This is a genomic window from Sporosarcina sp. SAFN-015, assembly GCF_059415085.1.
In genome coordinates, this window is record NZ_JBPFDR010000006.1 from 114,450 (window position 1) to 127,776 (window position 13,327).

A 13,327-nucleotide genomic window follows, 5' to 3' on the forward strand; every position below is an offset into this window, starting at 1 on the left:
TCACACCACCTCCGTTATGGCGACGTTATAATTGCCCCACGCGCCGAACAATAGACGTTGCCTAGCCGTATCTGCTACGGAATTTGACCGACTTATTCTTGCGCCCTTCTTATAAGCGTTAGTCAGCGCGCTAACCGTCAACTGCTCGCTCGCAATTGCAATCACTTTAACCGTTTCCTGCGATACATCGTCGAAAATCGTAACATTTTCTCCGACTGAGAACGGTACAGTGTCGACCTTAATCGTTGTTGCGCCAGCAGTTACCGCCGCTTGCGCCACCGCTTCGCTTGTTAGGCGCGTCAATTGCTTCGAATTTCCTCCGTCGAGTGTGTCGAAGAATGTACCGTTATTTGCGGGTGCACGTCCGAACATATCGATTTGCACCTGTTGCTTTTGGAGTTGATCGCGGTAATATTCGAGTAGCAAGTACATGTTGAAAATTCCGTCTTCGATATTATTGGCGCGCTGTGCCGTGAACCGAGTGCCTTCTTGGACGACATTGCCCGAAATAATATCGATAATGTGGTCGCGCCATTCCGTTTTCGTGTACGGTTTAATTTGCAAAACAACCACCCTTTCGTTAAATTTGTACGCAAAAAAGAACGCCGGTTAGGGCGTCCTTGTATGTGCGTTGTTGTTTTTCGTTACTACACAGTTTGTTCCTACTGTGTCTATAGTGCAATAAGAAAAAGCACCCAAGCAGGATGCTTTTTAAGATTTATTTAAGAGGTCTATCGCTTGGAATTCTTCTTCACTTAGTTCTAGTAGTTCCTTATACGGTTCCTTTATTGATTCACCGTTAAGATAGCTGCTTTCTACAGTCTGGTAGTAACTTTCAAGGTCAATAATTTCTTTTTCAGCAAGGATATTCAACAATGCCTTTTCTCTTGCTTCAAGTTGAAGATTTTTTATTGCAAGTTTTACTATTAAGTCCTTAGATTTAATCATTACACTCTTCTCCTTTCGTTCACTTTTTTACATTGAATGTGCCATTCCTGCTTTAATTCTTTCTTCTATAATGTTTTTCACTACTTCTAAATCATTGGGCACATCAACAGATAAAGTATCTGATTCAACTTCGATCATCTTAATCTTTTGCCCATGCTCCACAAACCTTAATTCATTGACATCTTCGACTAATTCGTTGTTCCCCTTTGGGGTATTAGCGAAAAACTCAAGTGCCTCTGCATTGTAAACAAGAACACCTAAATGCTTGTAATAGTCAATTTCAATTTCAATCCCGTTTTTTCTAAATGGTATAGGATTTCTTGAAAAATACAACGCATAATCTTCATGATCAGTTACAACCTTTATATTTGTATTATCCTCCACCTCTTCTTGTGATTTGATTTTTGTCATTAAATTAGCAACATATAGACGATTGTTTTCAAATGTTTCAGGAATAATAGCTTTGATCGTATCTGGTTGTATCAGCGGCTCGTCCCCATTAATAACCACATATAAATCAGCTTGAATTTTCTTGGAAACTTCATTTACTCTTTGTGTGCTTGTCGGATGATTGTTAGAAGTCATAACAGTATTAATACCAAGTTCCTGACAAACTTTTTCAATTTCGTCATTATCAGTCGCAACATATACTTCACTAAATTCTTTTACTTTTTTCGCTTGATTATAAACCCACCATATCATTGGTTTGCCGCATATATCAGCTAAGGGTTTTCCTTTAAAACGCGAAGAGTTATAACGCGCCGGAATTATACAAACGATATCCATATAAATCCTCCTATCACAAGATTGAAACTATTTTAATAGTACCATAAAACTTGCAATAGGAAGATATTATAAAGATATTTCTTTATTCAGCCTACATCTCTTAGAATTTCACTGTTATTAAAGCTACCCAGTCCGTACTATAGCTCCCAATCTACATCCGTTTTTATTACTTCGGCTGGACTACCACCTACTAATGTATTAGGTGGCACATCTTTATTCACAACAGAATTAGCAGCAACTACAGAATTATCTCCAATAGTCACACCCTTTAAAACTGTAACATTACAGCCTATCCAAACGTGATTACCAATAGATATTGAGTTCACTTTTTCCTTCTGATCAGGGAGCAACGTATGAAAATCCGAATCTATTATTGTTAATCCCCACGATAATGCACAATCTGATCCAATCCGAATTTCTTTAACAGCATATATTTTACTGTCACCAGCAATATATGTGTTATCTCCAATATATAGATTTGCATTATTGTTTACAATGATTACAGTGCCTTTCCCAAGCTCTGCTTTTCCATCTATTTCTAACGTTGCTCCACTTTTCACTTCTACATACGCAGGTTGACGACATAAAAGTCCATACAAATGCCCAATAATCAAATGGTTTTTTATTTTAATAATTGAACTACGATCAGCCACAAAATTGCTTTTCCAGTGAGTATAAATAGGGAACCCACTCATACGATACCTAAGTGAATAATACAAGGATTTAGGTAAATAAGCACTTTTAAATTTTAATTGTTTCGCCTTATGATACAATCTCCCAATCATTATGAAGCTCTCCTTTTCGACAAAAAAATGATAGTTTAATTGTATCATAAGAGTTTCTCGAACTCTTAAATTCCGTTAATACCAAATTTCATAAAACTTAACATCAACTTGCCCCGACCCACTCAAAGGCTTGCCCCCTCCAACCGCAATATAAACATTTCCTGATAAAGCACTTACGTCGATAACCATATTATTAATCCCGACATTTCCATACTCTATATACGCCAAACGACCATCAGATGAACTTGTCGGATTACTTTTGTTGTATATCGTAATATTTGCCTTTGCAGAACCCGTTATATTGGAGATTACAGCAGTAGCATATATTTCACTTATATTAGTAATGTCGATTGGACTCGCAGTAATAAAACCTTGTTTCCCGGCTACACCATCACCGAGATTGAAGGAAGCTTGAAGACTATCCGTATTTTTAGTCGCCGTCCCAGCCCCTACCGCTGTTCCTTCTACCCATCCACCTGTAATCCATTTCTTCTCTCTACCCTCGTCAAAGATAAAAGTAGGTTTTAAACTATAAGGAGTTGCTCCTTTAATAGATAGGTTAAATGAACTTGATTCAGAAGGAACAAGATTAGAATTATCAGCCTTTCTAACAACTAATTTAATTCTAACAGCATTTTTATTTGTCACAAATTGATAATTAGTGCTCTGCCACCCGCTATCGGACACCAAAACATTGTTTTTATCATACTGTCTCAAGCCTACTTGGTATGACGGATTAGTAAAAGTTAACTCGTAATTTGTGCTACCTATTACTTGTATAAAACCGCCAGTTCTTATTCTGTTTGCGGCATCAACTAAAGTTTCCGTTTGACCTACACCGCCGCCGCCGAACGACCCTTGCTCCCACCTTTGGTTTAGAGGGACGATATTTTCTTTCGATGCGTATAGATTATTAATATCTAATTTAATAGACTTTATTTTTTCTTCAATATCAATAGAAGAAAATATAATATTGGCGTTAGTTATGTCGGCGGGCGTTAAATCTGAATCGTTTGATTTAGATATCAGAAAACCGAGTCTTACCGCATTGGGTTCGGTTTTGAATGTTAAAGTATCTACCCAACCGGTAATTGCAATGATGAATCCGTCTTTATCATATTGTCTTATTGATACTCTGTACGCTGTATTTAGATTAGTTAAGGAGTAAGAGGTATTTCCTTTTATACTCAAGCCGCCTTTGAGCCTTATTCTGTTCGGTAAGGGTTGAGGGTTTTCCTTCCCACCAACAACACCCCACAACGCTCCCTGATCCCACGATGCAGAATCTAAAGGCAGTAAATTTTCTTTGAATATGTCTACCGCCTCTAATTTCTTATTTACATCATTTTCTTTAGAAAATTTAGTGACTGTGCCGTATCTTTCTTCGATCGTGTAATCAATATTTTCTTTAGTACCTTTTTTACCAACAAAGTAACAAATGTTGGCTTTTACTTTATCCCCAGTGTAATAAAAACCGACCACTCTTTTATCAGGCAAGTAACACGCACCTACATAGCCGCCATCTCCGATTTTTCCATCGTAAGAATCTGTGCGGTTAAATCTGATGATACGGTTTGGTTCACCGAAATTATCATTTTCCGCATCAGATTCAGAAGCAATACTTTGATAAATACTAGACATATCGTCTAACTTTTTATGACGTGAGTAATACAGGAATTCCACACGACCTGCTTCTTTATCTAATAATAATTGTCCGTTCCCTTGAGTGAAATCAGTGATTGATTTAGATTGGATTGGTTTTGACCACGTTAGTCCACCGTCTGTTGATTTTGTAAAGATAGCTTTTTCCGGTATTGCATCCAACGGTTGTCCACCGCTATTCGGTCTTAAATAACAGATAATCGTACCATTGCTTAGTTGCAGAAAGGCAGGCTCACTATAGTTGTAGTACGTACTGCCGCCTTCCCATTCTGACCAATACCAATTAACACCATTATCATCGCTATAGAGAAAACGGGCGATTGTCGTTTGATATTCACATAAATATGTGATAATTCGTCCCGTCTTCGTTACGATTGCACCATTGATATCCCCCCATTGACCTTTTATCGGGTTTCCATAAAGACCGATCTCTCTAATTGTCCATGTTTTTCCACTATCCGAACTAATGTACATATCACAACCTAGTTGAACTTGTGTTGTATTGTCCATGCGTGATACAAATACACAGTAATCTCCATTAGGTAAAATACAACTACCCTGCGAACGCAAAGCTAGATTTTCTTTTCTGCCATCAGCAATTACTTTTGGTTCAGTAAAGTTGTAATTTACATCCATATGTCGCATCATCAGCCGTACATTTGTTAAAGCATGCGTTGGTTTGATTGTATAAAACACAACTACTTTATTTATTTTTGCATCCCAATGAACATTTGAGTAAGGCCATGAAGCGTGTGTATCATGATCGACCAAAGTAGGATCATTCGAATCGAAAGCCATTCCCATAGCTTGATAGATGTAAGGTGCGTTCTTTAATTGTGGAGCAGTATCCGCCAACTGCGTAGCAACTGCAACGATCCCATCGTCTATTCTCCTTAAATTCTCCGCAGATAATGGCGTTCCCTTTTGCACGACATTTCCGTTCGCGTCTACGATTTCGTCTTTCCAATCAATCGGCGTATATTTCGTCAAAATTATCCCTCCTGTATCGTTAAGCTAAATTCAAACGCGAGGATTAAACCGTCGTCTTGTTTACTAATAGAAAAAGGCTTAGTAGCAAGAATGTCGCCGCCCGTACTAAGCAGTTGCGCCTCTTGCACCAAACCTTCTTCCGATTGTAGGTAGATATATTTTCGCAATGTATTACCGTCTTGAACGGACTTAAAGATTTCGTAATCCTTATACACGCCGTCAATCTTTACTTTCCCGCGAGCTAGTATATCGTCCATTAGGTTTAATATCGTATCGGTCAAAACCGGCTGTATTATCGTCATTATTTACGCAAGCCCCTCTCCTGTAATTGTTGCGCCTGCCCTCGGATATATCACGCTGTTATCCGAGGCATTCGGCATAATCTCGCCGCTAAACATCGCTGAACTCGCCGCGTTAGTGTTATTAGAAGCAACTGTCGCACCTGCTCGCGGATACCTAACCGCATTGGCGTTAGATTTACCGCCCATAGCAACGCCACTTGATAGTAACGCAGTATTTCCGGACGTATTGAACATGTTGCAAATTAGGTATGTCACGCCGAACGCGTACTGCTTACCGCGCAATCTAAGATTCTCGGATATTAGCCCCGTAACTCCGAACGCCAAATGCGCAGGCTTCACGTCGTTAATGTCGTTATAAATCGGAGTAATATCGGACATTTGCCTGACATCAACTTCCGCCTCGAACCGATACTCGCCGTTTACTTCGATAATGCGCGCAGACTTGTCCGCAACATGCGCATTTACTACGTCCGTCAAATACGAGACCGTTGCCGGAGCAGTACCGTTCAGTCGCGCAAGTATGCGATTGCGCCGAAACGCCAGCGACGAGTTCGGACGCGGTGGCAAGTCAAGCACGCGCTCCCACGCGGAAAGACCGTCCTTTGTCGCAGTCCTTACGTAAAATTGATCTGTGACTTCGCGCGCAGACTTACGTGTATTCGCAACTTGCCCCGCGTTCGCCTCCATAATTGCGTCAACTTCCGGACTGTCATCGTAATAGCGCGGTAAGGTGTCTAGTAGGTCGCGTTTAGTAAATTCCGCGCTCATACAATCGTCACCTCACCGACGACAGCTACGGCATCCTCCGCAATTGTTACGTTTGATGTGCCGCCATTCACCGTTAAATTCTCGTAGTCAAGCACGCCGTCCGCTTCGAGTAGCGCCTCCCCTACGCGCGCATAACGGACAACGCCCGTATGAGCCGCCGCAAGCAAGTAAGCGCCGATTGACGCCTTAACTGCGTCTAGTACGTCAGCCGCTTCCAAGTCGCCTGCAAGCGTCAGTTTTGCGCTCACATTAACGGCTATTTCCGTCACTGGCACGACGGTTACTGTTGCGCCGATTGGACGCTCGGTTTCGATATTTTCCGCAACTCGCGTAATAACTTCCGGTATTGGCGCGCGCCCATCCTCCGCAATAACTACGACCTTGACCGTCCCCGGCCCGTTGTGTAACGGAAATACCTTCGCAGTTGCTACGCCTTCAACGTCCGTCGCCCATTTTTCGTAGTGGTAGACGTTGCCCGACGTGATCGGCTTGCGGACTTTCAGCAGGTAGCGCGCAAGTAGTGCTTCCGCCGTTTCCGCGTCAATGCCGCCTGTGAAAGGCGCGTCGTTCGTTACTGACGTAATGCCCGCAACCGACGGCACATATTGCGTAATTTCCGCTATACCGATATTGCCGGCTTCTCCGCCTGCCTCTGCGATGACTCCGACTGTTGCCGTGCCTGCCGTTAATGTTGCGTCTGCCGTAGTCGCAAAGTATACGCCGCTATCCGTATAAACACGGAAGCCAGCCGGCACTACTACGCCTTCGCTTCCGTTGATAGTTACGTTGCCGCGCGCCGGTACTGCGTCCTTCCAGTCGACGCCCATTTCCGCAGCGCGCCGGATCAAGTATAGTAAGTCCGCCGTGTCTGCGAATCCGTTTAAATATGCCGCCTGTATCTCGTAGTCTAGTAGCTCGATTTGCTCCGCAGTCGGCGCAGTCATATCGTGTACGACCGAACCTTCCCGCTTGTCTACGTCGTCGCGGACACTATTGAGCATTTCCGCGTGTATTTCGTCTATTGTGCGCGGTTCATATAATTCCGCCATTATATCGTCACCTCCTGCGTGACTTCTCCGTAAATACTATCGACAGTAGCCGTAATAAAAACGGCGTCGCCAAGTCGCGTTGCCGTTACGTTGGATACGTCGTTTATTCGATCATCGTAAATCAAAGCCTCGCGCACCATGCGGGGAATTTCCGCTTGGATAAACGACTCCGTGACGTCATTACCGATAAGCGATTCGATTTCGCATCCGTAGTCGTCCGTGTAAATACGGAAGTGCGACCGGTTGGTGCGTATCGCCTTGACGATGAATTGCTTAATTGCGTCCTTGCCGTCGACCATTCCTCCGATGCGCCCATTACCGAAGTTCAGCCGGTACGTCAGCGTAGGCTCCGGCTGTGCGTCCTGTTCTGCGCGCAAATAAGCATCGAGTAATTCCGTTTGATTATCCGGTAGTAAGCTCATACGTACCACACCGCCCTATCCAATACGACGTAGACCATATCTTCGTCCAAGCACGCCAAAATGACGCGCTCGCCCGGCTTTAGTACGTCCTCAAACGTCATTTTGGCGTTTAGCATTTCGTATTTTTCGTACGGGATTGCCTGCGCGCTTCCGATGTAGTTGCGTGAGGAATCCGCGTCCTTCGGCATATCGCCTATGTCTGCCAGTAACCACGTCTTCGGGTATTCGTAATTGACCGAAACGATGCGCTCATGGCGCGTAAGATGCTCCGCAACAATTAAGTCGTCCTTTTCAAGTATTAAGCCGTCCTGATCGAGTTTAATGCGCAGATTAGGAGGCGCGTCGACGACCGTTGCGATTTCGATATTCACCGGCTTGGAATAGCCGACATCGCGTATTGTTTGTACCAGTTTCGAATAAACGTTACCTTCCCGTCCGATTTTCTCCGTCATTTCTTAGCCGCCTCCTCTTCCTTCGCTTTTTGTTTCGCCGTTTTCTTCTTCGCCTTCTTCGGCTTCGGTTCTTCCGGCGCTTCGTACTCAATCCGTTCGAGTTCTAATTCGCGTGTTAAACGCAAGGACATCGTGTGTAGGCCGTTCGCTTCAAACTTGTGTGAATCCGCCGCAACATAAAAAGCGCCCTTAATGCCTGTCATAGTTTCGTTAACTAAAACCGACGTGGCGCTTACTACGTCTATATCTCCTATGACTGTTACGTTAAATTCCTGTTTCGGCTTGGAAAGCTCCGCAAGTAATGCGTCGGCGAGCGGCTTTAATTGCTTGACCGACTTTACGTCGCTGTTATGTTCGTAATGCTGCATGATTCCATATTTCGACGCGCTAGGCGAACTAACTTCGACCGTTACTGGCTTGTTTTCGTCACCGCCCGTTAGCTTGACGCGTGTACGTACTTCTTCGATGGATTCCGAATACGACGCGTCGATAATGTTGCGCCCATTTTCGAGCGTTAAATGCTTCACCGACGCAGTGACTTCGACGAGTTCGAGCTTGCCCGCAACGTTGCGCAATCTATAGCGCTTGCCCGTCGCCTTCTGCGTTTCCGTGAGCGCCAATACTGCGATTTCGTAAAGCGTCTTGCCCCGCACGATAAACTTCGGTATTACATGTCGCGTAGTTGCGAGTGATCCCGTAGGTATGCCGTACTTGCCACATAATGTCGCGATTATCTGCGTAGCTGTCTTGCCGACAAAGCGCACGGTGTCGTTATTCTTCGTCAGATAAACATTCGCGTCATGCGCCTTTAGTGACTGCGCGCCTTTTGCGTCGATTGATGACTCGAATATAACTCCGCGAAAGAACTCGATATCTCCGTAATGGACGCGTAGCTCACCGCCATTTTTAAACGGAATTGCGTAGCGCCGTCCGTCGCGCGTATTATTTAACGCAATCGAGCAAGTGCGGAATGCTTGCGCAGTGTCGCCGCCAATTTCTACGCTTTGCAAACCGCCGGCAAGGTCGCGCATGACTCCGTTATGAAAATAGAGAACGCGCAGCTTCATATCGTCGTCCTCGTTATTTCCGTGCCGTGTCGCAAGATGTTCGGGTTATTGCCGATTGCCTTCTTATTCGCCTCGTATACTTTCGGCCAGTCCTTACCGGCTATTTTCGGCAGCGTGTCGCCTTGCTTGACCTTTGTTTTCGTCACGGGCGTTTTAGACTTCGCCTTATTGACGACGGGCGGACGTTTCTTCGCCGCTGGCTTCTTGGCTACTGGCGCATTTAGCGTAGCACTTACGTCTACTACCGTCGGCTGTACGTCTAAGAAGCGATATTCCTTTAGCGATAGCGTATAGTAAATGTCACCCGGACTGCCCGCGCGCTGAACTTCGTAGCTAAAGTCTCGGATCGTTACCGCAAAGTTTACGTCCGTTCCAGTCACGACAAAGCGTAAAGGCTTACGTTCGTCGCGCCATCGTTCAAGAATACGTACGCATTCCGCAGGTAACGGAAAGTCTGCGTACTCGCAGTATGACGCGTTATATTCGCGCGGGAAAAACGAATTGAACGAAAGTTCCGCCGCGCCACGCTCGCCTATTACGGTGTACTCGCCGAATTGCGTAATATTGATGTCCGTGTTGCCGAACGGTGACTTTACGCTAAGTGACGGAGGGTTGACGGGTAGGCGCAACTTTTCCGCGCCACTGTTAAACGATAGCCAAAATTCGATTGCCATTACGCACCCGCCTCCGCTGCCCCGTTAATTTTTACGTACAATGCCTCGGCTATTGCGTCAATGTCCGATTCCTGCCGCACATGGAACGTATTGCCGGAAATGCTAATTCCGCCGGTCAGTCCGCCCTTTTTGCGTTCCTTGTTTTCGGCCGCCGTAATTACGGCTTCCCCTTTATGCGCCGAAATCTGATAGCCGTCGTATGGCACGTAATCGATCCCGTGGTACTTCGACTTACCGCCTTTACCGCCACCGTCACCTTCGTTAGATTCGAACTTGACTGTACCGCCTCCGCCTAAGCGCGATAACCATGACGGCACTTTAAAGTTCGAAAGCATGTCGCGGAATCCACTGAACCATCCGGCAACAGTTTCGACCTTTTCGCCGAGCCACTCAAAAGCGCCACTAATTGCGTCGAGCACTGGCGTCACTGCGTCTAATGCGCTGACAAACTGATCTTTCATGAACGATGCAAACGGTTTTACGATGTTTTCCCATACGATACTCAACACTTCGAACGCAATGCCGATAGCTTCGCCGACCAACTTTAGAATCGGTCCGACCACTTTCCACAGCGTCTGAAAAGCGCCCCATACGAATTTAACGGCAGGCGCAATCAAGTTATTGAATACGGCTACTGCTACGTCTGCAATAATTCGGAATGCGATGCCTAATGCGCCAAATACCGGCTGCAATGCGCTCCACAACGTAGTAAAAATATTAACAGCTGTTTCCTTTGCCGTAGAAAACGCGCTTAGTAACGTCGCAATGCCGGGCTGCAGGTCCTGCCACTTCTGCGCAAGGTACGTAACGAACTCGGCCACTCGCGGCTTTATATTGTCTACGAACGACATAACGAAGTTTTTAACGGTAGAAAATCCGTTCTTAATGCCGTCAGCGAATGCGAATACTTTGCGAATCGCTTCCGTATTCATGCCCGCTTCTAGCATTGCGCCTAGACCGCCCGCCTTGTCGCCGGACATAATTTTAAACAGTCCTTTGACGCCACCGACGATTTTGTCGATAAACGCGCGGAACGGTTCGCTAGTCTTGTAGAGGTTGCGGAATATGAGGACTAATCCCGTAATAGCACCGATAGCCAGTCCGATTGGCGACGTAAGAAACATAATCGCCGCGCCTATCGCCTTAAATGCGCTGACAACTGCGAAGAAGCCCGCGACCGCCGCTACCGCAATACCTACCGCAATGGCAAGCTCTTTGAGTGCGGGCATTATCGGCTTGATTGCGTTATATATGCGCTTCAATTGCGTAACTAACGGCGCGATAAAGGTAGCCGCCTTTTTAAGATTACGCTCAAATGTCCGCCCGAACTCCGCGATCATTGCTCGCATGTCCGGCAAGCCGTTGTCTACGAGCATCTTGTCGATAGTCTGAATAATGTCCGTGACACCGCGCGTTACTGCTGCCCGCATGTTATCGAAGGATGCGCCCCACGATGCTCCGGCTTCTTTCGCAGCTCCCGCGATTTTAGTGACGCCGTTCGTACCTTCCATCATCGCTTTCGTAACTACGTCGATAAATTGCGACGCCGGAATCTTACCTTTCGATAGCTCTTTCTGAACTACGTTTACGTCGCGTCCGACCGCTTTTGCATACATTCCTACACCGTCAATACCTGCGTCGTATAGCCGGTTCATCTGATCCATTGCGACCTTGCCCGACGAGTACATTTTCGCAAGCGCGTCCATGACCGTTTCGAGCTGTTCGTTCGAGCCGTTACCGTAAAATGCTACCGCGTCGCCCCACGCAGCCATCGTCTCCGTCGCCTTGCCGATTTCCATGCCGCGCGTTACGAAGTTCTGCACTGATTTCGCCGCTACATCAAGTCCGTAGGCTGTTCCGGTTACGGCTTCGCGCGTCTTGTCTAGCGCTTCCTTCGTCTTCTCGACCGAGCCGGTAAGCTCCGTAAGCACGCGCTCAAAGGACTCCATAACATCAATACGCGCCATCGCCGAGCGCACCGACGATTTAATCATATTAAAACCGCCCGCAATCGCCGCTGTAAGTCCGATAGCCGACGCAATACTCATAAGCGAAGTCTTGAAGCTGTTAACGCTAGACCGCGCCGAAGACGAACTTCTGCCTACGTCAAAAAACCCACCACTAACGTCACTAAGTGATTTTCTCGCGCCTTTGAACGAGTTTTTCATTCGCGTAAAAAGTGTTTCGTTTTCCTTTATGAATCGTCCGTTAGAATCGCGCAACCGTCCGAGCGAGTCGCGGTATGTGTCTGTAGCTTGCTTCGTCCGTGTAAGTACGCTCGTAACCTTCTTCATTCGCGCCGAGAAGTCGTCCTTTAAACTAAGCCTTGCGACTAAATCCAATCGTGCCGCCTCCTTTCCTTGTTATTTCTAATTCCGTTTACGCGCTTCCGCCCGCTCTCGCTCCATCGCTAATTCTTCCGAAGCGTACATAAACGCGCGATAACGCCATTCTTTCGCATATACTTCGTCCGGAGGTATGTGATGTAGCTGGAATATCCGGTCTAACATCGCCGCTTCACCGCCGGCCTTTATTAGTTTTTTGCTGTTTCTACGTCTTCCGCCGCGTTATCAAAGCCGGACACGTCCAGTACAGCGTGCGATAACGTCGTAACTTCGCCCGCGAGCAATGCTTTCTGTACGCAATCTGCCGCATCTTTCGCGCCATATTTTGCAAGTAACTTCGCGTCACTAAAGTCCGGCTCGATACAAGCCTCCGCAATTAGTAATTTACCGAGTTCGTCTTCGTTGGTGAAAGTCCGGCGATTTGCGCCTTTGCCTTCCGTGTACGTACATTGTTCGCGTAGTTCGTTTAGTTTGTCGCCTGTAAGCGCTTTGACCGTGAAATTTGTTTTTAACCGTTTAATATATACTTTCTCTTCAACATCAACTGACGCGCCTAGCAATGCGTCTAATGCGCTGATTTCCGCCATCTATAATCGACCTCTTTCGGTTAATTTTCGTATTAAAAAGACGGAGCCGAAGCCCCGCCGTTATTACATGCGCTCGTATCCCGTAAACACAAACTGCAACTCTTCTTCTACAATCGAACCGTGTTCGAAACTTAGGATCGGAATGTTTTTAAACTGGACGCCTTTAACCCTGTAAAAACCCTTCATATCAGGATTCTCGGGGTCATCCATTTCAGCCATAAGCTCGGTAACAAATGCACCTTTTTTGTCGTCAAGGATTTGTGAAATAGCATCGACGAATTTCGGTGTCACCTTATAACTCTGTATCGTACCTTCCATTACTATCGTCCCCGCTTTATGTCCGAGAACGCGAGTTCCAGCGCGAGGCACTTCTTCGTAGTTAATGTCAGCGTTCAACTCAATACCTGTCACGTTCGTAAGCCATTCACCTTCGTGATGTAACTTTCCGAACGTTCCCATAAGCGTTCTTGTAGCATCTAACATTTGCGTC

Annotated in this window: 15 protein-coding genes; all 15 read right to left on the bottom strand. The window is 45.9% G+C overall.

Annotated elements, in window-relative coordinates; genetic code table 11:
* Entirely contained in the window at window positions 1–564 is a 564-nt protein-coding gene (locus ACR65H_RS12080) for a hypothetical protein (RefSeq protein WP_440500532.1), read from the bottom strand.
* Between the two features lie 147 nt (window positions 565–711).
* A complete protein-coding gene (locus ACR65H_RS12085; RefSeq protein ID WP_440500534.1) occupies window positions 712–948 on the bottom strand; it encodes a hypothetical protein in 237 nt (78 codons plus the stop codon).
* A 27-nt stretch (window positions 949–975) separates the two neighbouring features.
* Window positions 976–1,734 carry a 3-deoxy-manno-octulosonate cytidylyltransferase gene (gene kdsB / locus ACR65H_RS12090; RefSeq protein WP_440500535.1) on the bottom strand — a complete coding sequence of 253 codons (759 nt, stop codon included), beginning with the start codon at window positions 1,732–1,734 and terminating at the stop codon, window positions 976–978.
* A gap of 137 nt (window positions 1,735–1,871) precedes the next feature.
* The gene (locus ACR65H_RS12095) at window positions 1,872–2,519 is read right to left on the bottom strand and encodes an acyltransferase (RefSeq protein ID WP_440500536.1); all 648 of its coding nucleotides are present in this window, start codon (window positions 2,517–2,519) and stop codon (window positions 1,872–1,874) included.
* 75 nt (window positions 2,520–2,594) lie between these two features.
* Complete coding sequence (locus ACR65H_RS12100; protein ID WP_440500537.1) at window positions 2,595–5,171, bottom strand: sialidase family protein; 2,577 nt, start codon at window positions 5,169–5,171, stop codon at window positions 2,595–2,597.
* Window positions 5,172–5,173: 2 nt separating this feature from the next.
* A complete protein-coding gene (locus ACR65H_RS12105) occupies window positions 5,174–5,473 on the bottom strand; it encodes a hypothetical protein (RefSeq protein ID WP_440500538.1) in 300 nt (99 codons plus the stop codon).
* A 3-nt stretch (window positions 5,474–5,476) separates the two neighbouring features.
* Complete coding sequence (locus tag ACR65H_RS12110; RefSeq protein ID WP_440500539.1) at window positions 5,477–6,241, bottom strand: putative phage tail protein; 765 nt, start codon at window positions 6,239–6,241, stop codon at window positions 5,477–5,479.
* The gene (locus ACR65H_RS12115; RefSeq protein ID WP_440500540.1) at window positions 6,238–7,290 is read right to left on the bottom strand and encodes a baseplate J/gp47 family protein; all 1,053 of its coding nucleotides are present in this window, start codon (window positions 7,288–7,290) and stop codon (window positions 6,238–6,240) included. Before ACR65H_RS12115 ends, ACR65H_RS12110 begins: the two co-directional genes overlap by 4 nt.
* Window positions 7,290–7,712, bottom strand: coding sequence for a DUF2634 domain-containing protein (locus ACR65H_RS12120; protein WP_440500541.1), 423 nt, complete (start codon window positions 7,710–7,712; stop codon window positions 7,290–7,292). Before ACR65H_RS12120 ends, ACR65H_RS12115 begins: the two co-directional genes overlap by 1 nt.
* Complete coding sequence (locus ACR65H_RS12125; protein WP_440500543.1) at window positions 7,709–8,164, bottom strand: DUF2577 domain-containing protein; 456 nt, start codon at window positions 8,162–8,164, stop codon at window positions 7,709–7,711. Before ACR65H_RS12125 ends, ACR65H_RS12120 begins: the two co-directional genes overlap by 4 nt.
* Window positions 8,161–9,231 (bottom strand): XkdQ/YqbQ family protein, encoded by a 1,071-nt coding sequence (locus ACR65H_RS12130; protein ID WP_440500544.1) that lies wholly within the window; start codon window positions 9,229–9,231, stop codon window positions 8,161–8,163. Before ACR65H_RS12130 ends, ACR65H_RS12125 begins: the two co-directional genes overlap by 4 nt.
* Window positions 9,228–9,905, bottom strand: coding sequence for a LysM peptidoglycan-binding domain-containing protein (locus tag ACR65H_RS12135; RefSeq protein ID WP_440500546.1), 678 nt, complete (start codon window positions 9,903–9,905; stop codon window positions 9,228–9,230). Before ACR65H_RS12135 ends, ACR65H_RS12130 begins: the two co-directional genes overlap by 4 nt.
* A complete protein-coding gene (locus tag ACR65H_RS12140; protein ID WP_440500548.1) occupies window positions 9,905–12,247 on the bottom strand; it encodes a tape measure protein in 2,343 nt (780 codons plus the stop codon). Before ACR65H_RS12140 ends, ACR65H_RS12135 begins: the two co-directional genes overlap by 1 nt.
* A 191-nt stretch (window positions 12,248–12,438) precedes the next feature.
* On the bottom strand, window positions 12,439–12,837 hold the full coding sequence (locus tag ACR65H_RS12145) for a phage tail assembly chaperone (protein ID WP_440500549.1): 399 nt from the start codon (window positions 12,835–12,837) through the stop codon (window positions 12,439–12,441).
* A gap of 63 nt (window positions 12,838–12,900) precedes the next feature.
* Window positions 12,901–13,320 carry a phage tail tube protein gene (locus ACR65H_RS12150; protein ID WP_440500550.1) on the bottom strand — a complete coding sequence of 140 codons (420 nt, stop codon included), beginning with the start codon at window positions 13,318–13,320 and terminating at the stop codon, window positions 12,901–12,903.
* Window positions 13,321–13,327 lie beyond the last annotated feature (7 nt).

What these genes read in the sequence shown, in the direction of transcription:
- ACR65H_RS12110 (WP_440500539.1), bottom strand. Translation starts at nt 6,241, where the DNA reads ATGAGCGCGGAATTTACTAAACGCGACCTACTAGACACCTTACCGCGC.
- ACR65H_RS12135 (WP_440500546.1), bottom strand. Translation starts at nt 9,905, where the DNA reads ATGGCAATCGAATTTTGGCTATCGTTTAACAGTGGCGCGGAAAAGTTG.
- ACR65H_RS12085 (WP_440500534.1), bottom strand. Translation starts at nt 948, where the DNA reads ATGATTAAATCTAAGGACTTAATAGTAAAACTTGCAATAAAAAATCTT.
- ACR65H_RS12095 (WP_440500536.1), bottom strand. Translation starts at nt 2,519, where the DNA reads ATGATTGGGAGATTGTATCATAAGGCGAAACAATTAAAATTTAAAAGT.
- ACR65H_RS12130 (WP_440500544.1), bottom strand. Translation starts at nt 9,231, where the DNA reads ATGAAGCTGCGCGTTCTCTATTTTCATAACGGAGTCATGCGCGACCTT.
- ACR65H_RS12145 (WP_440500549.1), bottom strand. Translation starts at nt 12,837, where the DNA reads ATGGCGGAAATCAGCGCATTAGACGCATTGCTAGGCGCGTCAGTTGAT.
- ACR65H_RS12125 (WP_440500543.1), bottom strand. Translation starts at nt 8,164, where the DNA reads ATGACGGAGAAAATCGGACGGGAAGGTAACGTTTATTCGAAACTGGTA.
- ACR65H_RS12150 (WP_440500550.1), bottom strand. Translation starts at nt 13,320, where the DNA reads ATGTTAGATGCTACAAGAACGCTTATGGGAACGTTCGGAAAGTTACAT.
- ACR65H_RS12120 (WP_440500541.1), bottom strand. Translation starts at nt 7,712, where the DNA reads ATGAGCTTACTACCGGATAATCAAACGGAATTACTCGATGCTTATTTG.
- kdsB (WP_440500535.1), bottom strand. Translation starts at nt 1,734, where the DNA reads ATGGATATCGTTTGTATAATTCCGGCGCGTTATAACTCTTCGCGTTTT.
- ACR65H_RS12105 (WP_440500538.1), bottom strand. Translation starts at nt 5,473, where the DNA reads ATGACGATAATACAGCCGGTTTTGACCGATACGATATTAAACCTAATG.
- ACR65H_RS12115 (WP_440500540.1), bottom strand. Translation starts at nt 7,290, where the DNA reads ATGGCGGAATTATATGAACCGCGCACAATAGACGAAATACACGCGGAA.